This window comes from Streptomyces sp. NPDC090045 (assembly GCF_044747975.1).
In the GTDB taxonomy this organism is placed as follows: domain Bacteria; phylum Actinomycetota; class Actinomycetes; order Streptomycetales; family Streptomycetaceae; genus Streptomyces.
Genome location: NZ_JBIVFA010000013.1, coordinates 177,207 through 198,136, shown reverse-complemented (window position 1 = coordinate 198,136; position 20,930 = coordinate 177,207). Strand labels below are relative to the sequence as shown.

At 72.4% G+C, this 20,930-nt stretch carries 23 protein-coding genes; 11 read left to right on the top strand and 12 right to left on the bottom strand.

Annotation, left to right across the window (positions count from 1 at the left end):
* The first annotated feature begins 123 nt into the window (after window positions 1-123).
* Window positions 124-558: a GNAT family N-acetyltransferase gene (locus ACIPYQ_RS30025; RefSeq protein WP_361757453.1), complete on the top strand. Its 435-nt coding sequence runs from the start codon at window positions 124-126 to the stop codon at window positions 556-558.
* Here the strand turns inward: ACIPYQ_RS30025 and ACIPYQ_RS30020 are convergent.
* The 4 genes from ACIPYQ_RS30020 to bioB form a co-directional block, all read right to left on the bottom strand.
* Window positions 530-1,216: a class I SAM-dependent methyltransferase gene (locus ACIPYQ_RS30020; protein ID WP_401256952.1), complete on the bottom strand. Its 687-nt coding sequence runs from the start codon at window positions 1,214-1,216 to the stop codon at window positions 530-532. The genes ACIPYQ_RS30025 and ACIPYQ_RS30020 overlap by 29 nt on opposite strands.
* Window positions 1,217-1,540: 324 nt before the next feature.
* Window positions 1,541-2,290 carry a dethiobiotin synthase gene (gene bioD / locus ACIPYQ_RS30015; protein ID WP_401256950.1) on the bottom strand — a complete coding sequence of 250 codons (750 nt, stop codon included), beginning with the start codon at window positions 2,288-2,290 and terminating at the stop codon, window positions 1,541-1,543.
* A gap of 1 nt (window position 2,291) precedes the next feature.
* Window positions 2,292-3,623, bottom strand: coding sequence for an adenosylmethionine--8-amino-7-oxononanoate transaminase (locus tag ACIPYQ_RS30010; RefSeq protein ID WP_401256948.1), 1,332 nt, complete (start codon window positions 3,621-3,623; stop codon window positions 2,292-2,294).
* Entirely contained in the window at window positions 3,616-4,869 is a 1,254-nt protein-coding gene (gene bioB / locus ACIPYQ_RS30005) for a biotin synthase BioB (protein WP_401256946.1), read from the bottom strand. The genes ACIPYQ_RS30010 and bioB overlap by 8 nt, the downstream gene beginning before the upstream one ends.
* Before the next feature lie 157 nt (window positions 4,870-5,026).
* Here bioB and ACIPYQ_RS30000 point away from each other — a divergent pair, with 157 nt between their 5' ends.
* Window positions 5,027-6,199, top strand: a complete 1,173-nt coding sequence (locus ACIPYQ_RS30000; RefSeq protein ID WP_401256944.1) for an 8-amino-7-oxononanoate synthase — start codon at window positions 5,027-5,029, stop codon at window positions 6,197-6,199.
* Between the two features lie 26 nt (window positions 6,200-6,225).
* On the opposite strand, the gene ACIPYQ_RS29995 is transcribed toward ACIPYQ_RS30000, so the two are convergent.
* The gene (locus ACIPYQ_RS29995; RefSeq protein WP_319722562.1) at window positions 6,226-6,447 is read right to left on the bottom strand and encodes a DUF397 domain-containing protein; all 222 of its coding nucleotides are present in this window, start codon (window positions 6,445-6,447) and stop codon (window positions 6,226-6,228) included.
* A 12-nt stretch (window positions 6,448-6,459) separates the two neighbouring features.
* Window positions 6,460-7,344 (bottom strand): helix-turn-helix transcriptional regulator, encoded by an 885-nt coding sequence (locus ACIPYQ_RS29990; RefSeq protein ID WP_361757437.1) that lies wholly within the window; start codon window positions 7,342-7,344, stop codon window positions 6,460-6,462.
* Window positions 7,345-7,542: 198 nt separating this feature from the next.
* Between ACIPYQ_RS29990 and ACIPYQ_RS29985 the strand changes: the two genes are divergently transcribed.
* The 8 genes from ACIPYQ_RS29985 (at window position 7,543) to ACIPYQ_RS29950 (ending at window position 14,742) form a co-directional block, all read left to right on the top strand.
* Window positions 7,543-7,998, top strand: a complete 456-nt coding sequence (locus tag ACIPYQ_RS29985) for an ATP-binding protein (RefSeq protein WP_401256941.1) — start codon at window positions 7,543-7,545, stop codon at window positions 7,996-7,998.
* A 323-nt stretch (window positions 7,999-8,321) separates the two neighbouring features.
* The gene (locus ACIPYQ_RS29980; RefSeq protein WP_401256939.1) at window positions 8,322-8,624 is read left to right on the top strand and encodes an urease subunit gamma; all 303 of its coding nucleotides are present in this window, start codon (window positions 8,322-8,324) and stop codon (window positions 8,622-8,624) included.
* Between the two features lie 14 nt (window positions 8,625-8,638).
* A complete protein-coding gene (locus ACIPYQ_RS29975) occupies window positions 8,639-8,950 on the top strand; it encodes an urease subunit beta (protein ID WP_327417677.1) in 312 nt (103 codons plus the stop codon).
* The gene (locus ACIPYQ_RS29970) at window positions 8,943-10,664 is read left to right on the top strand and encodes an urease subunit alpha (protein WP_401256937.1); all 1,722 of its coding nucleotides are present in this window, start codon (window positions 8,943-8,945) and stop codon (window positions 10,662-10,664) included. The genes ACIPYQ_RS29975 and ACIPYQ_RS29970 overlap by 8 nt, the downstream gene beginning before the upstream one ends.
* Before the next feature lie 31 nt (window positions 10,665-10,695).
* A complete protein-coding gene (locus ACIPYQ_RS29965; protein ID WP_401256935.1) occupies window positions 10,696-11,370 on the top strand; it encodes an urease accessory protein UreF in 675 nt (224 codons plus the stop codon).
* Between the two features lie 21 nt (window positions 11,371-11,391).
* The gene (gene ureG / locus ACIPYQ_RS29960) at window positions 11,392-12,087 is read left to right on the top strand and encodes an urease accessory protein UreG (protein WP_401256933.1); all 696 of its coding nucleotides are present in this window, start codon (window positions 11,392-11,394) and stop codon (window positions 12,085-12,087) included.
* 50 nt (window positions 12,088-12,137) lie between these two features.
* Window positions 12,138-12,899: an urease accessory protein UreD gene (locus tag ACIPYQ_RS29955; protein WP_401257097.1), complete on the top strand. Its 762-nt coding sequence runs from the start codon at window positions 12,138-12,140 to the stop codon at window positions 12,897-12,899.
* Between the two features lie 181 nt (window positions 12,900-13,080).
* A complete protein-coding gene (locus ACIPYQ_RS29950) occupies window positions 13,081-14,742 on the top strand; it encodes an alpha/beta hydrolase (RefSeq protein WP_361757418.1) in 1,662 nt (553 codons plus the stop codon).
* A 26-nt stretch (window positions 14,743-14,768) separates the two neighbouring features.
* Here the strand turns inward: ACIPYQ_RS29950 and ACIPYQ_RS29945 are convergent, their stop codons facing one another.
* From ACIPYQ_RS29945 to ACIPYQ_RS29920, 6 genes are all read right to left on the bottom strand, one after another.
* Window positions 14,769-15,494, bottom strand: a complete 726-nt coding sequence (locus ACIPYQ_RS29945) for a lysophospholipid acyltransferase family protein (RefSeq protein WP_361757415.1) — start codon at window positions 15,492-15,494, stop codon at window positions 14,769-14,771.
* Between the two features lie 84 nt (window positions 15,495-15,578).
* The gene (locus tag ACIPYQ_RS29940) at window positions 15,579-15,737 is read right to left on the bottom strand and encodes a hypothetical protein (protein WP_030711544.1); all 159 of its coding nucleotides are present in this window, start codon (window positions 15,735-15,737) and stop codon (window positions 15,579-15,581) included.
* Between the two features lie 32 nt (window positions 15,738-15,769).
* Entirely contained in the window at window positions 15,770-16,726 is a 957-nt protein-coding gene (locus tag ACIPYQ_RS29935; protein ID WP_401256930.1) for a cytochrome c oxidase assembly protein, read from the bottom strand.
* 89 nt (window positions 16,727-16,815) lie between these two features.
* The gene (locus ACIPYQ_RS29930; protein WP_361757409.1) at window positions 16,816-17,841 is read right to left on the bottom strand and encodes a 6-phosphofructokinase; all 1,026 of its coding nucleotides are present in this window, start codon (window positions 17,839-17,841) and stop codon (window positions 16,816-16,818) included.
* A 215-nt stretch (window positions 17,842-18,056) separates the two neighbouring features.
* Window positions 18,057-18,785 (bottom strand): type 1 glutamine amidotransferase, encoded by a 729-nt coding sequence (locus tag ACIPYQ_RS29925; protein WP_401256928.1) that lies wholly within the window; start codon window positions 18,783-18,785, stop codon window positions 18,057-18,059.
* Window positions 18,786-18,813: 28 nt separating this feature from the next.
* Window positions 18,814-20,052 (bottom strand): MurT ligase domain-containing protein, encoded by a 1,239-nt coding sequence (locus tag ACIPYQ_RS29920; RefSeq protein ID WP_361757403.1) that lies wholly within the window; start codon window positions 20,050-20,052, stop codon window positions 18,814-18,816.
* A 123-nt stretch (window positions 20,053-20,175) separates the two neighbouring features.
* Here ACIPYQ_RS29920 and def point away from each other — a divergent pair, with 123 nt between their 5' ends.
* On the top strand, window positions 20,176-20,721 hold the full coding sequence (def, locus tag ACIPYQ_RS29915; RefSeq protein WP_401256926.1) for a peptide deformylase: 546 nt from the start codon (window positions 20,176-20,178) through the stop codon (window positions 20,719-20,721).
* The last annotated feature ends 209 nt before the right edge of the window (window positions 20,722-20,930 follow it).

Below are 20,930 nucleotides of genomic sequence, written 5' to 3'. Positions count from 1 at the left end.
GCTCGCCCATGGGCGGACGCTCACACCTTTCACTCAAGAGGGACCTTGCCCACATGGTAAAGGACGGGCAAAGAGAACGGATCATTCTTTTGGCGGAGTCGGGCCGGGTGATGGGATCCGGACATGACTGATCTTCATGTCGGACCCGCTTCGGCCGCCGATCTCGGCGCCGTGCTGGACTTCTGGAAGGCCGCCGCCGAGGGAACGAGTATCAGCGACGACCTCGCCGGGGTCGAGCGCCTCCACGACCGCGACCCGCAGGCGCTGCTGCTCGCCCGGCGCGACGGTGAGCTCGTGGGCACGGTGATCGCCGGGTTCGACGGCTGGCGCTGTCACCTGTACCGGCTCGCGGTGCACCCCGGCCACCGGCGCCAGGGGATCGGGACCGCACTGCTGGCCGCCGCCGAGGAGCGCTTCGTGGCGCTCGGCGGGCGGCGGGCGGACGCGATGGTGCTCGTCCGCAACGAGCGGGCCCACCTGGCCTGGGACGCCGCCGGCTACGGGCCCCAGGACCAGTGGACGCGCTGGGTCAAGCCGCTCGGCGCGCCGACCCGATGACGCAGTAGGAGGTCGGCAGGGCCGGACCGCGCTCGGGCAGCCGCAGGCGGCGGTGCGAGACGATCCGGAAACCGGCGGCCTCGATGGCGGCGAGCGGGTCGCGCGCGGTGTGGCAGCCGCCGAAGAGGTGCGGCCAGACGGTCCGGTCCAGGGTGCGCTGGAAGGCGGCCATGCCGGGGCCGGGCGCCAGGCCGTGCTCGAAGAAGCGCAGCTCGGCGTCGGGCCGCAGTACGCGGTGCAGCTCGGCGAGGGAGCGGGGCAGGTCCCGTACGGTGCACAGCACCAGGGAGGCGACGGCGGCGTCGAAGGCCTCGCTCTTGACCGGGAGGGCCTCGGCGGCGCCGGGTACGACGTCCACGGGGACCTCGCAGCGGAGGGCGGCGGAGGCCGCGAGCCGGCGGAGGGTGCGCTCCGGTTCGACGGCGACGACCTCGGAGACGGCGCGGGGGTAGTGCGGGAAGTTCAGGCCGTTGCCGGCGCCGATCTCGATGACGCGGCCGGAGACGCCGTGCAGCAGCTCGCGGCGGAGGGGGGCGATGCCGGCGCGGGTCTCGGCGGCGGTGCTGGCGCGGGCGTAGAAGCGGGCGAAGACGGGGTGGTGGACGGGGTCGTGGGGCGGATTGTTGCGCGTGTTGTGCGGTGTGCGGCGGCGCGGCATGGCGGACCTCCCGGGCGGCGGACGTTGCCGTACCTTCAGCGTGCCCTTTGGTCGGGCCGTCATCCCTGCCTCGGCGGGCTGGGCCCAGCCGTGGGCCCCGAACGCTGGCGCGGCTCAAAGATCGGGGCTCCGCCCCGGACCCCGCGCCTCAAGCGCCGGCGGGGCTGGAATGGTGCGGCCGGGCTGAAGGATCGGGGCTCCGCCCCGGACCCCGCGCCTCAAACGCCGGCGAGGCTGGGATGGTGCGGCGGGGCTGGATGGTGGGGCCGGGCTGGATGGTGGGGTCGGGCTGGAAGATCGGGGCTTCGGCCCGGGCTCCGCGTCTCAAGCGCTTGTGGGGCCCGTGGGGTACGGCGGGGGGGACCACGTGGTGAGGAAGGTGTTCGGTGACCAGGTGCCCCAGAGGGGTGGGGCCAGCCAGGTGGGGGACGCGGTGCGGAAGTGGTCCGGGGGGAGGGTGCCCGCGCGTTCCGGGATCGCGCCCAGGAGCGGAAGGCCCGAGGACCTCGGGAGGTCCGCCAGGTTGCAGCGGGCCGCCAGGTCCGGGGCCTGAGGCCAGCTGCCGACCACCACGCCCAGCGGGGTCAGGTCCCGGGCCCGCAGGGCTTCCGCCGTGAGGGTGGTGGAGTTGAGGGTTCCGAGGCCCGCCGGGGCGACGATCACGGTCGGTGCGCCGAGCAGCCGGGCCGCGTCGGCCAGGGTGTTGCCCTCGTCGTCGAAGTGGACGAGCAGCCCGCCCGCGCCCTCCACCAGGACCAGGTCGTGCGCCTCGGACAACTGCCGCGCCGCCTCCGCGATCTCCGCCGGGGAGAGGGTCGGGAGCCCCGCGCGGCGGGCCGCCGTGTTCGGGGCCAAGGGCTCCGGATAGCGGGCCAGTTCCACCGCGGTGACCGCGGACCCGGCCAGCCGGACCGCTTCCGCGGCGTCCCCCGGCTCCTGGGGGCCCACGCCCGTCTGCGCGGGCTTGAGCACGGCCACCGAGCGGCCGGCCGCGATCGCGGCGGCCGCGATCGCCGACGTGACCACGGTCTTGCCGATTTCGGTGCCCGTCCCGGACACCACCACTACGGACATCTCAGCCTTCCTGCGCGGCCGCGCACACCGCGCGGCAGATACGGGCCACGTCCGCCTCGCCGGTGACGAACGGCGGCATCACATAGATCAGGTCCCGGAACGGGCGCAGCCACACGCCCTCGCGCACGGCCGCCCGGGTCGCGGCGGCCATGTCGATCGCGTGGTCCAGCTGCACCACGCCGATCGCGCCCAGGACGCGTACGTCCCGCACGCCGGGGATCCCGGCCGCGGGTGCCAGGCCTTCGCGCAGCCCGGCCTCGATCCGCTTGACGTCGGTCGCCCAGTCCTGCCCGAGGAGGAGGTCGATCGACGCGAGCGCCACCGCCGACGCGAGCGGGTTCCCCATGAAGGTCGGCCCGTGGGCGAGGACGGGCACCTCGCCCTGGGAGATCCCGTCGGCGACCCGTTCCGTGCACAGGGTCGCCGCGAGGGTGAGGTAGCCGCCGGTCAGCGACTTGCCCAGGCACATCACGTCCGGGGTGATCCCGGCGTGGTCGGCCGCGAAGAGCGCGCCCGTGCGGCCGAATCCCGTCGCGATCTCGTCCAGGATGAGGAGGACGCCGTACTCGTCGCACAGCTCGCGCAGCACCCGGAGGTGGTCCGGGTTGTGGAAGCGCATGCCGCCCGCGCCCTGTACCACCGGCTCCACGATGACGGCGGCCAACTCGTCGGCGTGCGCGGCGATCAGGGAGCGCAGGTGGTCGGCGTACGCCGGGTCCAGGGGCGTGTCGAAACCGGCGGGCGGCGCGTCCGCGAAGACCTGCCGCGGCAGGTGCCCCTGCCACAGCTCGTGCATGCCGCCGTCGGGGTCGCAGACGGCCATCGGCTGCCAGGTGTCCCCGTGGTAGCCGCCGCGCCAGGTCAGCAGCCGGGTCTTGCCCGTCCGCCCCAGCGAACGCCAGTACTGCAGGCACATCTTCACCGCGACCTCGACGGACACCGAGCCCGAGTCGGAGAGGAAGACGTGCTCCAGGCCCGGCGGGGTGATCTCGACGAGCTTCGCGGCGAGCCGCACGGCGGGCTCGTGGGTGAGCCCGCCGAACATCACGTGCGACATACGGCCCAGCTGCGTGGTCACGGCCTCGTTGAGCACCGGGTGGTTGTAGCCGTGGATGGCCGACCACCAGGAGGACATGCCGTCGACCAGCTCCTCGTGGCCCTCCCCCTGGGAGGGCTCGGCGAGCCGCAGCCGCACGCCCGAGGCGGAGGCGATGACCAGCGGCTCCTGCCGTCCGGGCATCGGGCCGTACGGGTGCCAGACGTGCTGCCGGTCCAGCGCGAGCAGTTCCGCGCCGGACGACGGGGCGTCGAGCGGGTGGAGCCGATCAGGCATTGGGAGCGATGTCCGTTCCCGCGCCACGACGGCGTACGGACACCAGCTCCGGCCGGACCTCGCCGGCCGCGGCCTGGGCCGGTACGGGCGCCGCCTCTTCGTGCCCGTGCCCGGAGCAGCCGCCGCACGCCGAGCCGCAGCCCGCCGCCGGGGCGTCTTCGCCCGTGGCCGCGCCCGAACCGCAGACCGAGGCGCCGCCGTTCGAGCCGCAGCCCCCGCCGGCGGCCGCGGCCGCCGCGTCGGAGCGGTGCGCGGGGAGGGTCAACGTACCGGCGCCCTCCACCTCGAAACCGGCGTCCGCGATCATGTCGAGGTCGGCCTGACCGGCCTGGCCCTCACTGGTCAGGTAGTCGCCCAGGAAGATCGAGTTGACCACGTGCAGGGCCAGCGGCTGCAGCGAGCGCAGGTGCACCTCGCGCCCGCCCGCGAGCCGGACCTCGACGTCGGGGCAGACGAACCGCGCCATCGCCAGGATCCGCAGGCAGCGCTGCGGGGTGAGGTTCCACTCCTTGGCCAGCGGGGTGCCCTCGAAGGGGATCAGGAAGTTGACCGGCACCGAGTCCGCGTCCAGCTCGCGCAGCGAGAAGACGACGTCGACCAGGTCCTCGTCGGTCTCGCCCATGCCCGCGATCAGACCGGAGCACGCGGACAGCCCGGCGGCGTGCGCCTTTTGTACGGTGTCGACCCGGTCCGCGTAGGTGTGGGTCTTGGTGATCGCGCCGTACGTCGCCTCGGAGGTGTTGAGGTTGTGGTTGTAGGCGTCCGCGCCCGCGTCGCGCAGCCGCTCCGCCTGGCCGTCCGAGAGCAGGCCGAGGCACGCGCAGACCTCGACGCCCTCGTTCTGCTCCTTGATCGCCTCGATGGTCTTGCCGACCCGGTCCACGTCCCGGTCCGTCGGCCCGCGGCCGCTGGCGACCAGGCAGACCCGCTTCGCGCCGCCCGCGACACCGGCGGCGGCGGCCTGGGAGGCCTCCTCCGGCTTCAGCCACGTGTACTTGAGGATCTCGGCCTTCGACCCCAGCCGCTGGGAGCAGTACGAGCAGTCCTCCGGGCACAGGCCCGACTTCAGGTTGACCAGGTAGTTCAGCTTGACCCGACGCCCGAACCACTGGCGGCGCACCTTGCCGGCCGCGGCCACCACGTCGAGCAGTTCGTCGTCAGAAGTCGCCAGTACGGCGAGTGCTTCTTCGCGGGTCGGCAGCTCGCGCCGCAGCCCCTTGTCCACCAGGGTGTTCAGCAGGTCCATGCACCCGATCCTGGACCACAGCACCCATCCCGGCCAAGGAGAGATCGCACAACATGGCCGGATGGGTGTGTGTGTATCACCACACCTGGCGCACGAGTCACGGCCACTAGGGTCGGGGCAGGTCTGTGGACTGCCGACAAAACACGAGGACATGCCGATGCCCCAGCACACCCCCGACCCCGAGGATGTCTTCGCCTGGATCGACGTCGCGGAGAGCGAGCGGGAGCAGGCGGGGCTGGTCCGCACGCTCCGCCCGCGGCCGGCGGTGTCGCCGCTCCTGGACCTCGCGAGCAACGACTACCTCGGCCTGTCCCGGCACCCGGAGACGATCCGCGGGGCACGGGAGGCGGCCGAGCGCTGGGGCGCCGGAGCCACCGGGTCCCGCCTCGTGACGGGTACGACCGAGCTGCACGAGGAGCTGGAGCGGGAGCTCGCCGCCTTCTGCGGTTTCGAGGCCGCGCTGGTCCTCTCCTCCGGGTACGCGGCCAATCTCGCCGCGGTCACCGCGCTCGGCGGCCGGGGGACGCTGGTCGTCTCCGACGCGGGCAACCACGCCTCCATCGTCGACGGCTGCCGGCTCTCGCGCGCCGAGACCGCGGTGATCCCGCACTCCGACCCGGACACCGCGCGCAAGACGCTCGCCACGCACGAGGGCCGGGCGCTGCTGGTGAGCGACTCGGTGTTCTCCGTGGACGGGGACGCCGCCCCGCTCGCCGGGTACGCCGCCGCCTGCCGCGACGAGGGCGCGGCCCTGATCGTGGACGACGCCCACGGGCTGGGCGTGCTCGGCGAGGGCGGCCGCGGCGCGCTGCACGCCGCCGGGCTCGCGGGCGCGCCCCACGTGGTCGCGACGCTGACCCTCTCGAAGTCCCTCGGCAGCCAGGGCGGTGCCGTGCTCGGCCCGGCCAAGGTGATCAGGCACCTGGTCAACACGGCGCGCACCTTCATCTTCGACACCGGACTGGCCCCGGCCGCCGCGGGCGCGGCCCTGGCGAGCCTGCGCCTGCTCCAGCGGGAACCGGAGCGGGCGGGCCGCGCCCGCGAGGTGGCCGACCGGCTGTACGGGCGGCTCACCGCGTCCGGCCTGACCGCGGCCCGGCCGGACGCGGCCGTGGTGTCGGTACGGGCCCCGTCGGCGTCGGCGGCACTGCGCTGGGCCGCCGACTGCCGCGAGGCGGGTCTGTCCGTGGGGTGCTTCCGCCCGCCGTCGGTGCCGGACGGCATCTCCCGGCTGCGGCTGACCGCCCGGGCCGATCTCACGGGGGAGGAGATCGATCGGGCGGTCGGGACGATCCTTCGGACCGCACCCGCCGGAGCCACGGACCGCTAGGCGGAGCCACGGACCGCTAGGCGGAGCTACGCGTGCGCGTCCGCTCGTACTGAGGCGAGGAAGCCGTCCCAGGCCGGCCCGGTGAAGAGCACGGCCGGGCCGTCGGCCCGCTTGGAGTCGCGGACGGCCAGCAGGCCGCCGCCGAGGGCGGCCGCTTCCACGCAGTTGTTCATTCCGGTGCTGCGGCTGCTCCGCCGCCACCGCGCGCTGATCAGAAGTCCGCTGGAGGATAAGGGGGTTGCGGACACGGGGGTGCCTCCTTACGCGTCGTCAGCAAGGCTGCTGATGAGATCCGACGAGTCCTGGGGCGGGAGGGCGTGTTCCTGGATGGTGCGGAACGCGGCGCTGTAGGCCTCTAGGTCTTCCTTCCGCTCCAGATAGAGGCTACTCGTCAAATGGTCGAGTACCACCACATCCAGATCAGCGATGTCCGGAAATGAAAAAATGACGAACGGTCCTGTCAGACCGAGATGGCCGCCGACGCTGAACGGAAGGACCTGCAAGCACACTTGGGGCAGCCGGGACACCTCCGCCAGGTGCCGCAATTGCTCGGCCATCACCCCCGGTCCGCCGATCTGCCGGCGCAGCACCGCCTCGTCCAGCACCGCGCTCAGCTCCAGCGGCGGATCGGCCCGCAGCACCGACTGCCGGGCCAGCCGTACGTCGACCAGGGCGTCCACCTTCGGCTCCGGCAGCCCGCCCAGCGCGGCCCGGGTCACCGCACGCGCGTACCCGGAGGTCTGCAGCAGCCCGGGCACCACGGACAGCTCCACGGTGCGGGCCGACCGGGCGCTCGCCTCCAGGCTGATGAAGTCCCGGTACTCCTGCGGCAGCAGCCCCCGGTAGTCGTGCCACCACTGGCGGCCCCGCCCGGTGTCACCGGCCGGACCGGGACCGGCGGCCGAGGCCGACAGGGCCTCCAGGAGGGCGCGTTGCTGCGGGCTCACGACCTCCCCGTAGACGTCGAGGAGCAGCCGGATGTCCTCCGGCTTCACGCCGCTGCGGCCTGTCTCGATGCGGCTGATTTTCGACTGGTGCCATCCCGTGATCCGGGCGGCCTCACCACTGGTGAGTCCGGACCGGTCACGCAGGGCACGCAGTTCCTCGCCGAGCTTGCGCCGACGCACCGCGGGACCGTGCTGCACACCCGCCTCCCTTCCACCGGCACAGCTCGCACCAGTCTGCCGTCCAAATACTCTCTTCCGTAGCAGAGTTCACCGCATCGAGCGACAGATATATGCATACCTTGGGGAAACGCCAGGTGCGGCGCCACGATGGGTGGCACTCTGGCGTCCAGCACAGATCCGGGGCGGTTCCGTCCCGGTGGGAAAGGGACCGTCGCCATGGCAGACCACCAGGAAGCATCCGTCACTCTGCCGAGCGATCCCGCCTCGGTCGCCGCTGCCCGCCGCTACGTGGCGGACGTGCTGAGCGAATGGGGACTCCCCGAGGACGCCGAGACCGCGGACAGCGTCCGGCTGATCGTCTCGGAGCTCGCCACCAACGCCGTACAGCACACTTTCGGCCAGTCGCCCACCTTCACGGTGGACATCCGGCTGGAGCGCCAGGAGTGGCTGCGCGTCGGGGTGACCGACAGTCATCCGCGCTGGCCCAAGCGGCTTCCGGCGGCCGTCCAGCAGGACAACGGCCGGGGCATGGTCATCATCCGCTGGCTCGCCGTGGAGGCGGGCGGCCGGCTCTCGGTCACCCCGACCGAGGAGGGCGGCAAGACGGTGTGGATCGCGCTGCCCTGGGCCGTCGGAGCGCCGACGGCGGCGCGGAGCGTCACCGGCTGCTGACCGGGCGCAGCCGGTGCCGCGTTCCACCGTGCTGCGAATCCGTATACGGAACCGGGTTTTTGAGGCAATGGAGTTGAACCGGGTGCCTGCCTGAAACGTGGGTTAACGCAGCGGAAAAGCGCGGGCCCTAGCGTGGCGCCCACGTTCGACCGCCAATGATCACCCATGATCCGGTAAAGCGGCGGTGGTCGGGACGGAAAGCCTTCTCCTGCGTTGGGCAAGACACGCTTGGCTCGGATATGTGCAGGTCAACAAGGTGTTGAAGGCGGCTAGGGTCGCTCCGGCGCGTTGCCGATCTTGTCCTGGAAACTTGGTGATGACGAGTGCATCTGACACCGCACGAGCAGGAGAGACTGCTCATCCACGTGGCTGCCGACGTGGCCGAGAAGCGAAGGGCGCGCGGGGTCCGCCTCAACCACCCCGAGGCGATCGCGCTGATCACGTCCCACATCCTCGAAGGGGCCCGCGACGGGCGGACCGTGGCCGAGCTGATGGCCTCCGGCCGCGCCGTCCTGCGCCGCGAGGACGTCATGGAGGGGATCCCCGAGATGATCCACGACGTCCAGGTCGAGGCGACCTTCCCGGACGGCACCAAGCTCGTCACCGTCCACGACCCCATCGTCTGAACAGGAGTACCCGCATGATCCCCGGCGAGATCGCCTACGGGGACGGGCCGGTGCGCCTCAACGAGGGCCGCCCCGTCACCCGCCTCACCGTGCTCAACGCCGCCGACCGCCCGGTCCAGGTCGGCTCCCACTACCACTTCGCCGAGGCCAACCCCGGCCTCGACTTCGACCGCGCCGCCGCCCGCGGGCTCCGCCTCAACATCGCCGCCGGCACGGCCGTCCGCTTCGAGCCGGGCATCCCGGTCGCGGTGGAACTCGTCCCGCTGGCGGGCCTGCGCACCGTACCGGGACTGCGCGGGGAGACCGGGGGGCCGCTCGATGGCTGACCTCTCCCGCCAGGTGTACGCCGACCTGTTCGGGCCGACGGCCGGCGACCGGATCCGGCTCGCCGACACCGACCTCTTCGTCGAGATCGAGCAGGACCTCGGCGGCGGACCCGGCCGGGCCGGGGACGAGGCCGTCTTCGGCGGCGGCAAGGTGATCCGCGAATCCATGGGCCAGGCCCGCACCACCCGGGCGGAGGGCGCCCCCGACACCGTGATCACCGGCGTCGTCGTCCTCGACCACTGGGGCATCGTCAAGGCCGACCTCGGCATCCGCGACGGCCGGATCTGCGGCATCGGCAAGGCCGGCAACCCCGACACCATGGACGGGGTCGACCCCGCCCTCGTCATCGGCCCCGAGACCGAGATCATCGCGGGCAACGGGAAGATCGTCACCGCCGGCGCCATCGACGCCCACGTGCACTTCATCTCCCCGACGGTCATCGAGGAGGCGCTCGCCTCCGGAATCACCACCCTGGTCGGCGGGGGCACCGGACCGGCCGAAGGCTCCAAGGCCACCACCGTCACGCCCGGACCCTGGCACCTGGCCCGGATGTTCGCCGCGTTGGAGGCCTACCCCGTCAACATCGGCCTCCTCGGCAAGGGCAACACCATGTCCCGCGAGGCCATGCACTCCCAACTGCGCGGCGGCGCGCTCGGATTCAAGCTCCACGAGGACTGGGGATCCACCCCGGCCGTCATCGACGCCTGCCTGAGCGTCTGCGAGGAGACCGGCGCCCAGGTCGCCATCCACACCGACACCCTCAACGAGGCCGGATTCGTCGGCGACACCCTCGCGGCGATCGCGGGCCGGACCATCCACTCGTACCACACCGAGGGCGCGGGCGGCGGGCACGCCCCCGACATCATCACCGTGGTCTCCGAGCCCAACATCCTGCCGAGCTCCACCAACCCCACCCGGCCGCACACCGTCAACACCGTCGAGGAACACCTCGACATGCTGATGGTCTGCCACCACCTCAACCCGGCCGTCCCCGAGGACCTCGCCTTCGCCGAATCCCGCATCCGGCCCTCGAGCATCGCCGCCGAGGACGTCCTGCACGACCTCGGGGCCATCTCCATCATCTCCTCCGACTCCCAGGCCATGGGCCGGGTCGGCGAGGTCGTGCTGCGCACCTGGCAGACCGCCCACGTGATGAAGAAGCGGCGCGGCTTCCTCCCCGGCGACGGGCCCGCCGACAACCATCGGGCCCGCCGCTACGTCGCGAAGTACACGATCAACCCCGCCGTGGCCCAGGGGCTCGCCCGCGAGATCGGCTCGGTCGAGACCGGCAAACTCGCCGACCTGGTCCTGTGGAACCCCGCCTTCTTCGGGGTCAAGCCCGAGCTCGTCATCAAGGGCGGCCAGATCGCCTACGCGCAGATGGGCGACGCCAACGCCTCCATCCCCACCCCGCAGCCCGTCATGCCCCGCCCCATGTTCGGCAGCCACGGGCGCGCCCCGGCCCTGAACTCGCTGAACTTCACCGCACAGGCCGCCCTCGACGACGGACTGCCCGAACGCCTCGGACTCGGCAAGCGGTTCACGGCCATCGAGAGCACCCGCAAGGTGAGCAAGGCCGACATGCGCAACAACGACGCCATGCCGAGGGTCGAGGTCGACGCCGACACCTTCACGGTCACCATCGACGGGGAGGCCGTGGAACCGGCGCCAGCGACGGAACTGCCCATGGCCCAGCGGTACTTCCTCTTCTGATGGGGCGCAGCCTGAAGAGAGGCCTCCTGCCGTGAGCCTCGCCGCGCTGCTCGTCCTCGCCGACGGCCGCTTCCCCGCCGGAGGGCACGCCCACTCCGGCGGGGCCGAGGCCGCCTGCAAGGCGGGCCGGATCCACGACGCAGCCACCCTGGAGGAGTTCTGCCGGGGCCGGCTGCACACCGCCGGACTCACCGCCGCCGCGCTCGCCGCGGCCGCCGCCCTCGGGCTCGACCCGGCGGAGCTCGACGCCGCCGCGGACGCCCGCACCCCCTCGCCCGCGCTGCGCACCGCGGCCCGCAGGCTCGGACGGCAGCTGCTGCGTGCCGCCCGGGCCACCTGGCCCGCACCCGAACTGGAGGAACTCGCCGCGGCCTTCCCGCGCGGCGCCCACCAGCCGGTGGTGCTCGGCGTCACCGCCCGGGCCGCCGGGCTCGGGCCGCTCGACGCCGCGCACGTGGCGGCGTACGAGAGCGTCGGCGGGCCCGCGACCGCGACCGTACGGCTGCTCGGCCTGGACCCCTTCGAGGCGAGCGGGGTCCTGGCCCGGCTCGCCCCGGACCTCGACGCGGTCTCCGCACAGGCGGCCGGGGCCGCGCTGCGGGCCCGCTCGGACGGCACGCAGGCGCTGCCCACGGCCTCCTCGCCGCTGCTGGACATCTCGGCCGAGATCCATGCCGGTTGGCCGGTACGGCTGTTCGCTTCCTGACCCACCGAAGGAGACACCCCCATGCACCTCGACCACGCCGTGACCTACCCCCACCGGCACACGCACAGCGCCGACCCGCTCCGCGCCGACGGCACCCGGCGCGCCCTGCGCATCGGGCTCGGCGGACCCGTCGGCTCCGGCAAGACCGCCACCGTCGCCGCCCTGTGCCGCGCGCTGCGCACCGAACTGTCCATGGCCGTCGTCACCAACGACATCTACACCCGCGAGGACGCCGAGTTCCTGCTCCGCGAGGCCGTGCTGCCGCCCGAGCGGATCACCGCCGTCGAGACCGGGGCCTGCCCGCACACCGCCATCCGCGACGACATCTCCGCCAACCTGGAGGCCGTCGAGGAACTGGAGGACACCTTCCGGGAGAGCGGACCGCTCGACCTGATCCTCGTCGAGTCCGGTGGTGACAACCTCACCGCCACCTTCTCCCGGGGACTCGTCGACGCCCAGATCTTCGTCATCGACGTGGCCGGCGGCGACGACATCCCCCGCAAGGGCGGCCCCGGCGTCACCACCGCCGACCTCCTCGTCGTCAACAAGACCGACCTCGCCCCGTACGTCGGCTCCGACCTCGGCCGGATGGCGCGCGACGCCGCCGAGCAGCGCGGCGAACTGCCCGTCGCCTTCCAGTCGCTGCGCGGCTCCGAAGGGGTGGCCCCGGTGGCGGCCTGGGTGCGGGAGCGGATCGCCGCCTGGACCGTACGGTGACCAGCGCACCTCCCCTCTCCCCGCCCCGGGTCCCTCCGGACTCCGTCCCCCTGCCCGCGTCGGGTCTCCGCGCCACCGCCCGCATCCACGCCGTGGCCGACGGCCGGGGCGGCACCGCCCTGCCGCTGCTGGCCGGGGAGGGACCGCTCGCGCTGCGCCGCGCCCGGGGGTCGGGGGCCGAGGCCCGGGTCGTGCTGGTCGGCGCGATGAGCGCGCCGCTGGGCGGGGACCACCTCACCGTCGAGGCCGCCGCCGGGCCCGGCGCCCGCCTCGCCCTCGCCTCGGCCGCGGCCACCCTGGCGCTGCCCGGCCGCGGCGGCGAGCCCGCACGGTACGACGTACGCCTGACCCTGGAGGACGGGGCGTCGGTGCGGTGGCTGCCGGAGCCGCTGGTCTCGGTGCGCGGCAGCGACCTGCGGGTGCACACCCAGGTCGCACTGGCCCCCACCGCCCGTCTGCTGCTGCGCGAGGAGCAGGTGCTCGGCCGCTCGGGCGAGGACCCGGGACTGCTGAGCAGCCGGCTCACCGTCACCCGCGGCGGCCGTCCGCTGCTGGACCAGGAGCTCACCTGCGGCCCCGGTGCGCCCGCCGGCTGGGACGGTCCGGCGGGCCTGGCCGGTCACCGGGCGCTCGGTCAGCTCCTCGTCGTGGACCCCGCCTTCGCCGGGGACCCGCCCGCGGCCCGGGTGCTGGGGGAGTGCGCCGTGGTGACGCCGCTGGCCGGGCCGGCCGTCCTCGTGACGGCCCTGGCCCCGGACGCCCTGCGGCTGCGCGAGGTGCTCGACGAGGCCTGCCGCACCTACCACGGGTAAACGGGGGAGGAATCAGACACCGCTCAGCGGTACACACCTTTCCGGTTATCGGGTTGGCAAAGAAGTCGATCCGGCTCTGTCGCCGACCCCGGATCAGACGACAAGATCCCTCTGCACGCCGACGACCGAATCGACCAACCCGGCCGCCCACGGCGGCACCTGACGCAGGGGGAACAACCACGTGATACGCAACGCGACGCTGGGGAGCGCCGCCACACTGATCACCGGCACACTGGCGGCGAGCCTGCTGCTGGCCCCGCCGGCCGCCGCGGCTCCGGCCGACAACGGCCCGAAGCTGCCGGAGGTGCTGGGAGTGCAGATCGCCGCCGCCCGCGCCGCCCGCACCGGGATCGACTGGAAGGACTGCCCCGCGGACTGGGGTCTGGAGAAGCCCATCCAGTGCGGCTGGGTGAAGGTCCCGCTCGACTACGCGAAGCCGTACGGCAAGACCATCGAGATCGCCGTCGACCGGATCGGCAGCACGGGCACCCCGCAGGAGCGCCAGGGCGCCCTCGTCTACAACCCCGGCGGCCCCGGCGGTTCCGGCATGCGCTTCCCGCGCCGGGTCACCACCAAGAGCCCGCTGTGGGTCAACGCCTCCAAGGCGTACGACTTCGTCGGCTTCGACCCCCGCGGTGTCGGCCACTCCGCGCCCATCTCCTGCATCGACCCGCAGGAGTTCGTGAAGGCCCCCAAGGCCGACCCGGTCCCGGACAGCGAGGCCGACAAGCGCGCCCAGCGCAAGCTCGCCGCCGAGTACGCGGACGGCTGCAAGGAGCGCAGCGGCGAGATGCTGCCGCACATGACCACGCCGAACAGCGCCCGCGACATGGACGTGATCCGCGCCGCCCTCGGCGAGGCGCGGCTGAACTTCCTCGGCGTCTCCTACGGCACCTACCTCGGCGGGGTCTACGCGAGCCTCTTCCCGACCCACGTGCGCCGCATGATCGTCGACAGCGTGGTCGACCCCTCGCAGGACAACATCTGGTACGAGGCCAACCTCGGCCAGGACGTCGCCTTCCAGATGCGGTGGAACGACTGGCAGGACTGGGTCGCCAAGAACGACGGGGTCTTCCACCTCGGCGACACCCGCGCCAAGGTCGAGGCCAAGTGGCTGGAGCTGCGCAACAAGGCGAAGGCCAACCCGATCGGCGGGATCGTCGGACCGGCCGAGCTCATCGGCTTCTTCCAGGGCGCCCCGTACTACGACTCCTCCTGGGTGCCCGTCGCCCAGACCTGGGCCGCCTACGCCGCCGGTGACGAGCAGGCGCTCGTCGACGCCATCGCCCCGGACATGACGGACACCAAGGGCAACGCGGCCTCGGAGAACGGCAACGCCGTCTACACGGCGGTCGAGTGCGCCGACGCCAAGTGGCCCACCAGCTGGGCCAAGTGGGACCGGGACAACACCAAGCTCCACGAGAAGTACCCGTTCCTGACCTGGTCCAACGCGTGGATGAACCTGCCCTGCGCGACCTGGAAGGCCAAGCAGAGCACCCCGATCGCGGTCGGTGCCAAGCGCGTGCCGCCGATCCTGATCGTCCAGTCCGAGCGGGACGCGGCCACGCCGTACAAGGGCGCGGTCGAGCTGCACCGCCGCCTCGCCGGCTCGCGTCTGATCACCGAGCAGAACGCCGGCTCGCACGGCGTCACCAGCCTGCAGAACCCCTGCATCAACACGCGGGTGGACACCTACCTGCTGACCGGCAAGGTCGACGCGCAGGACGTCACGTGCGCCCCGCACGCCGCGCCCGTCGCCCCGGCCCAGGCCGCCGCGCTGTCGCTCGACCACGGACCGGGCAGCGCGTGGCCGGCCGGTGAGGAGCTGCCGGCCGTCCGCTAGACCGGACCGTCCGTACGGGAGAAGGCTCAGCGCGCGGAGCGCCGGGCCTTCTTCCGTTGCTCCTTCTTCCGCTCGGCTTCCTCTTCGGCCTTCACCTCGCCGGCGTACCGGTCGACGTACTCCTGGCCGGACAGTTCGAGGATCGCGTACATGATCTCGTCGGTGACCGCCCGCAGGATCGCCCGCTCGCCCTCCATCCCGGCGTACCGGGAGAAGTCCAGCGGCCGGCCGAAGCGGATCGTCACCCGCCGGATGTTCGGGATCCGCTGCCCGGGCGGCTGGATCTCGAAGGTGCCGACCATCGCGCAGGGGATCACGGGCACCCCGGCGCCCAGGGCCATCGCGGCCACGCCCACCTTCCCCTTGTAGAGCCGCCCGTCGTGCGAGCGCGTCCCCTCCGGGTAGATGCCCAGCAGCTCGTCCTTGGCCAGCACCGCCAGGCCCTCGCGCAGCGCCGCCTGCCCGGCGTCCTTGCCGGACCGGTCCACCGGGATCTGCCCCGCGCTGCGGAAGAAGGCGGCGGTGAGCCGGCCCTTGACGCCGGGCCCGGTGAAGTACTCGGCCTTCGCGAGGAAGGTGATCCGCCGCTTGAGGATCGCGGGCATGAGGAAGTGGTCGGAGAAGGACAGGTGGTTGCCCGCGACGATCGCGGCACCCTCCGCCGGGATGTTCTCCAGCCCCTCGATCCGCGGCCGGAACAGCAGCCGCAGCAGAGGACCGAGCAACACGTGCTTGAGCAAGTGGTAGAACACCAGGCCGCTCCCGTCGATATCCCGTTGTCACCGCCAGTTTACGGACGGTGAGCCACGGGCTGGAGGGGGTGGTGGGAACCTTCCTCAGACATTGCGGGAGGCGGCCATCCCTGCGGTCAGCAGCCCCAGCACCACCCAGCCGAACCACAGCCAGCCGTTGCTGCCGAGGGCCACGGAGTACGTGGCGACGGCCACCAGTGCGGCGAAGGTCATGACGGCCATCGCCTTAACGGATCCGGTCATGCCCCATGGTGGCGCGCCGCAGTGCCGTTCCGCTACTGGCCACGCGCTTGGAGCGAGGCGAGATACGCGTTGTACGCCTCCAGCTCCTTGTCGCCGTTGCGCTCCTCGGCCCGGTCGGAGCGCCGCGCCGCCCGCTGCTCGGAGTGGTACCACTGGTAGACGAGGGCGATCAGCACCAGCACCGAGGGGATCTCGCTGAACGCCCAGGCGATGCCGCCGCCCCACTGCTGGTCGAGCAGCGGGTCGATGCCGAGGGAGGCCGGCGGGTTCGCGTAAGTCTTGATCATCGGCTGGCTCGCCATCATCAGGGCGATGCCGAAGAAGGCGTGGAAGGGCATGCCGGCGAAGAGCTCCAGCATCCGCATCACGTAGCCCGGACGGTGCGGACCCGGGTCGATGCCCATGATCGGCCAGAAGAAGATGAGGCCGACGGCGAGGAAGTGGACCATCATCGCGATGTGCCCGGTGCGGCTCTCCATCAGGAAGTCGAAGAGCGGCGTGAAGTACAGGGCGTAGAGGCTCGCGATGAACATGGGGATCGTGAAGGCGGGGTGGGTGACCACCCGCATGTACCGGCTGTGCAGCAGCGCCAGCAGCAGCTCGCGCGGGCCCTTGTGGCCACGGGCGGCGGGCGGCAGCGCGCGCAGCGCCAGCGTCACCGGTGCGCCCAGCAGCACCAGGATCGGGGTGACCATGCTGATCACCATGTGCTGGACCATGTGCACGCTGAACATGACCATGCCGTAGTCGTTCAGCTTGGTGCACATCACCAGGACCACGGTCAGCACGCCCACGGTGAAGGCGATGGTCCGGCCCAGCGGCCAGGCGTCCCCGCGCCGGCGCAGCCGCAGCACGCCCCACGCGTACAGGGCGAGTCCCGCCAGCGGGGCGATCAGGAAGAACGCGTCGAACGAGAACTCCAGCCCGCGTCCGAGAGTGAAGGGCGGCAGGTCCATGTCCATGTCCATGCCGTGCCCGCTGTGATCCATCTCTTCACTCCCTTGACTGTGGCGCCCCACCACAGTAGTGCCGCCCCCGCACGCTCCTGCGCGCGGGGGCGGCCGTAACGGGCATACGGTTACAGAACCGTCTGGGCCTCGTCGTAGCGCTGGGCCGGAACCGTCTTGAGGGTCGAGGTCGCCTCGGCGAGCGGCACCATCTCGATGTCCGTGCCGCGCAGCGCGGTCAGCATGCCGAACTCGCCGCGGTGCGCGGCCTCCACGGCGTGCCAGCCGAAGCGGGTGGCCAGGACCCGGTCGTACGCGGTGGGCGTGCCGCCGCGCTGGACGTGGCCCAGGATCACCGGCCGGGCCTCCTTGCCCAGACGGTGCTCCAGCTCCACGGCGAGCCGGTTGCCGATGCCGGCGAACCGCTCGTGGCCGTACATGTCGACGCCGCCCTCCTCCAGGTCCATCGACCCGGGACGCGGCTTGGCGCCCTCGGCGACCACGACGATCGCGAACCGCTTGCCCGCGGAGAAGCGCTCGCCGACGATCGCCGTCAGCTCCTCGATGTCGAAGGGGCGCTCCGGCACGACGATCGCGTGCGCGCCCGCCGCCATGCCCGAGTGCAGGGCGATCCACCCGGTGTGGCGGCCCATGACCTCCACGACCATCACGCGCTGGTGCGACTCGGCGGTGGTCTTCAGGCGGTCCAGGGCCTCCGTGGCGACGCCGACGGCGGTGTCGAAGCCGAAGGTGACGTCGGTGGAGGCGATGTCGTTGTCGATGGTCTTCGGGACACCGACGATCGGCAGACCGGCCTGCGACAGCAGGTTCGCGGCCTTCAGGGTGCCCTCGCCGCCGATCGGGATGATCGCGTCGAGGCCGAGGTCGGCGACGTGCCCGCGGGCACGCTCCACGCCGTCGCGCAGGTGCGCGGGCTGGACCCGGGAGGAGCCGAGGATGGTGCCACCGCGGGCCAGGATGCCGGCGACGGCGTCGAGGTCGAGCTTGCGGTAGTCCGCCTCCAGCAGGCCCTTCCAGCCGTCGAGGAAGCCGATCACCTCGTCGCCGTGGTCGACGACGGCGCGGTGCACGACGGAACGGATGACGGCGTTGAGACCGGGGCAGTCGCCACCGGAAGTGAGCACACCTATGCGCATGGCAGGAACGGACCTTTGCAACGTGGGCCGACGACCGGACCACGTCGTCCGGTTGGAACTACGGCCACCCTACAAGCGGTGGAGCGGTCGGCTGAACCATCCTCCACATGCTGGTCGCACTCGTCGTACGAAACCACGTCGGCCCGGTTCCCCCTAGGGAAAACCGGGCCGAACACATGATGACGGGGCCGCCCCGATGAGCGGTCCGCCGGGCGCTACGCGGGCTGCGTGGCGGCCGCGATGCGCTCCGCGCGCAGCGCCTCGTACCACCGGTCGTCTATGGCCGGCAGCGCGTTCACGTCGAGGGCCAGCTTCAGCAGCAGGTCCGCGATCTGCGGGTTGCGGGCCATCACGGGACCGTGCATGTACGTGCCGAACACCGTGTCGTTGTACGCGCCCTCGGTGCCGTCGCCGGTGCCGTTGCCGCGGCCCATCGTCACCCGGGCGAACGGCCTGGCCGTCGGACCGAGGTGCGTGACGCCCTGGTGGTTCTCGAAGCCCGTCAGCTGAGGCAGGCCCAGGCGCGGGTCGATGTCGGCGAGGACGTCGCCGACGCACCGCTCGCCCTCACCGCGCACGGTGACGACGTCCAGCAGGCCGAGGCCCTCCTGGCGCTGGCCCTGGTCGTTGACGAACTCCTTGCCGAGGATCTGGTACCCGGCGCAGACGGAGAAGACGATCGCCCCGTTCGCAACGGCGCGCTCCAGACCGCCGTCGCGCAGCAGCCGCTCCGCGGCCAGGCGCTGCGGCCGGTCCTCGCCGCCGCCGATCAGGTAGATGTCGCCCGAGGTGGGGATCGGCTGGTCGCTGCGCACGTCCACGCGCTGCACGTCCAGGCCGCGCTGGCGGGCCCGGCGCTCCACGACGAGGGCGTTGCCCTGGTCTCCGTACGTGCTGAGCAGGTCGGGGTAGACCCACACCAGACGCAGGCTGTTGTCGCTCATGCTCTTGTCCTCTGCGTTTCTGACGGGCCTAGTTGCCGACGCGGCGGCGGACGTCCTGGAAGGCGGTGTAGTTGGCGATCAGCTCGATCTGGCCGGGCGGCGCGAGCTGCACGGCCTCGTCGAGGGTCTCGCACACCCGGAAGTCCAGGCCCGCGACCTCGAGGCGGACCGCGAGGTCCAGCTTGCGGTCACCGATCACGAAGATCGGGTGGCCGGCCAGGCGCGGGTAGTCCACGTCCCACAGCCAGGAGGTGTCGGTGCCGTCGGCGCCGCGCGCGTTCACCGAGAGGATCACCGGCGTCGGCGGCGGGTCGATCAGGGAAAACGTTTCGAGCCAGCCCGCCGGGTTCTTCGCGAGCAGCAGCCGCAGCTCACGGCCCTGGAAGCTCACCACGTCGTAGCGGCCGGCGACGGCCTGCACCTGGTACATCCGCTCCAGCGCGACCTGCGGCGGGACGCCGAAGACGGCGGCGACGGCGGCCGAGGTGGCGGCGTTGGCCTTGTTGGCGCGGCCCGGCAGCTGGAGGTGGATCGGCCAGGCCGAACCGTGCGGGTCCAGGACGTGGTCTCCGGAGAGCACCCAGGTCGGCGTCGGACGGCGGAAGCCGCACTCGCCGCAGAACCAGTCGTCGCCCGGGCGCTGCATGACGCCACCGCAGGAGGGGCACGACCAGGCGTCGTCCTTCCACTCCTGGCCGGCCGCGACCCACACCACGTTCTGCGAGGAGGAGGCGGACCAGACGATCAGCGGGTCGTCGCAGTTCGCGACGATGACCGCCTTGGAGCCCTGGAGGCCCTCGCGCCACTTCTCCGCGAGCATGCGGGTCTCGGCGGCGCGGTCCAGCTGGTCGCGGGAGAGGTTGAGCAGGGCGATCACCTTGGGGGTGACGTCCCGGGCCACTCCGGCCAGGTACTTCTCGTCGACCTCGATGACGCCGTACTTGGCGTCCGAGCCGCCCGCCAGCGCCGAGGTGATGCCGGCCGGCATGTTGGCGCCGAGGGCGTTGGAGACGACCGGGCCGCTGGCCCGCAGGGCCTCCGCGATCAGCCGGGTCGTCGTCGTCTTGCCGTTCGTCGCGGAGACGAGGACGACGTCGAGGTGTTGCGCCAGCGCGCCGAGAAGATCGGGGTCGAGTTTGAGTGCGACCTTGCCACCGATCACCGATCCGCTTCCGCGTCCCGCGGCCCGCGACACCGCCGCCGCGGCCTTGCCCGCCGTCACGGCCAGCTTGGCCCGCGGCGAAAGCGGCTCCGTGTTGCCTGCCATCGTCCCTTGTCCTCCTTGCGTCGGTCGGCCCCAGCCTATCCAGTACCGGCCGCAGCCTTGACCGCGGCGCCCCCGCCCCGCCGCGGATCTCCTCATATAGTCGCCCGTCGTAGGCTTACGGCCATGCCAAAGCGCCCCATCCCCGGTACCACCGGCCTCGTCCGCACCATGAGCCTGCTGGGTGATCCGGTGCTCCACTCCGCGTGCGCGGAAGTCACCGAATTCGGCCCGGAACTCGACCGGCTCATCGAGGACATGTTCGCGACGATGTACGCGGCGGAGGGCGTCGGGCTCGCCGCGAACCAGATCGGGGTCGGGAAGCGGGTCTTCGTCTACGACTGCCCCGACGACGAGGACGTCCGCCACGTCGGGCACATCGTCAACCCGCGGCTGGTGGAGGCCGACGGGGACGAGTTCCTCGGGCCGGAGGGCTGCCTGTCCCTGCCGGGGCTGGAGGCGGGGACGGCCCGCTTCGACCGGGCGGTCGTCGAGGGGGTCACCTCGGACGGGGCGGCCGTACGGGTCTCCGGTACGGGTTTCTTCGCCCGCTGCCTGCAGCACGAGTGCGACCACCTGGACGGGACCGTGTACGCGGACCGCGTGACGGGCCTCCGCGCCCGTCGCCTGCGGCGAGCCATCCACAAGGCCCCCTGGTCGCCGCGCGCCTAACCTCCCCCTTCGGCTGCGCCGGGCCAGTTTCAGCCCCTCCGGCGTTTGAGGAGCGGGTCCGGGCGGAGCCCGGTGCCCGGCGGAGCCGGGTTCGGGGGGGGGGGGGGGGCGCGCCCCCGCCCCCCGCCCCCCCCCCCCCCGGCGCGCGCGGGGGGGGACGAGGACAAGAGAGAGGGCTGGGAGTGGGGGACAAGGGAAAGACACAGGAG

Excerpts from the sequence above, each read along its gene's own strand:
- ACIPYQ_RS30025 (WP_361757453.1), top strand. The coding sequence starts at position 124 with ATGACTGATCTTCATGTCGGACCCGCTTCGGCCGCCGATCTCGGCGCC.
- ACIPYQ_RS30020 (WP_401256952.1), bottom strand. The coding sequence starts at position 1,216 with ATGCCGCGCCGCCGCACACCGCACAACACGCGCAACAATCCGCCCCAC.
- bioD (WP_401256950.1), bottom strand. The coding sequence starts at position 2,290 with ATGTCCGTAGTGGTGGTGTCCGGGACGGGCACCGAAATCGGCAAGACC.
- ACIPYQ_RS30010 (WP_401256948.1), bottom strand. The coding sequence starts at position 3,623 with ATGCCTGATCGGCTCCACCCGCTCGACGCCCCGTCGTCCGGCGCGGAA.
- bioB (WP_401256946.1), bottom strand. The coding sequence starts at position 4,869 with ATGGACCTGCTGAACACCCTGGTGGACAAGGGGCTGCGGCGCGAGCTG.
- ACIPYQ_RS30000 (WP_401256944.1), top strand. The coding sequence starts at position 5,027 with ATGCCCCAGCACACCCCCGACCCCGAGGATGTCTTCGCCTGGATCGAC.
- ACIPYQ_RS29985 (WP_401256941.1), top strand. The coding sequence starts at position 7,543 with ATGGCAGACCACCAGGAAGCATCCGTCACTCTGCCGAGCGATCCCGCC.
- ACIPYQ_RS29975 (WP_327417677.1), top strand. The coding sequence starts at position 8,639 with ATGATCCCCGGCGAGATCGCCTACGGGGACGGGCCGGTGCGCCTCAAC.
- ACIPYQ_RS29970 (WP_401256937.1), top strand. The coding sequence starts at position 8,943 with ATGGCTGACCTCTCCCGCCAGGTGTACGCCGACCTGTTCGGGCCGACG.
- ureG (WP_401256933.1), top strand. The coding sequence starts at position 11,392 with ATGCACCTCGACCACGCCGTGACCTACCCCCACCGGCACACGCACAGC.
- ACIPYQ_RS29940 (WP_030711544.1), bottom strand. The coding sequence starts at position 15,737 with ATGACCGGATCCGTTAAGGCGATGGCCGTCATGACCTTCGCCGCACTG.
- ACIPYQ_RS29935 (WP_401256930.1), bottom strand. The coding sequence starts at position 16,726 with ATGGATCACAGCGGGCACGGCATGGACATGGACATGGACCTGCCGCCC.
- ACIPYQ_RS29930 (WP_361757409.1), bottom strand. The coding sequence starts at position 17,841 with ATGCGCATAGGTGTGCTCACTTCCGGTGGCGACTGCCCCGGTCTCAAC.
- ACIPYQ_RS29925 (WP_401256928.1), bottom strand. The coding sequence starts at position 18,785 with ATGAGCGACAACAGCCTGCGTCTGGTGTGGGTCTACCCCGACCTGCTC.
- ACIPYQ_RS29920 (WP_361757403.1), bottom strand. The coding sequence starts at position 20,052 with ATGGCAGGCAACACGGAGCCGCTTTCGCCGCGGGCCAAGCTGGCCGTG.
- def (WP_401256926.1), top strand. The coding sequence starts at position 20,176 with ATGCCAAAGCGCCCCATCCCCGGTACCACCGGCCTCGTCCGCACCATG.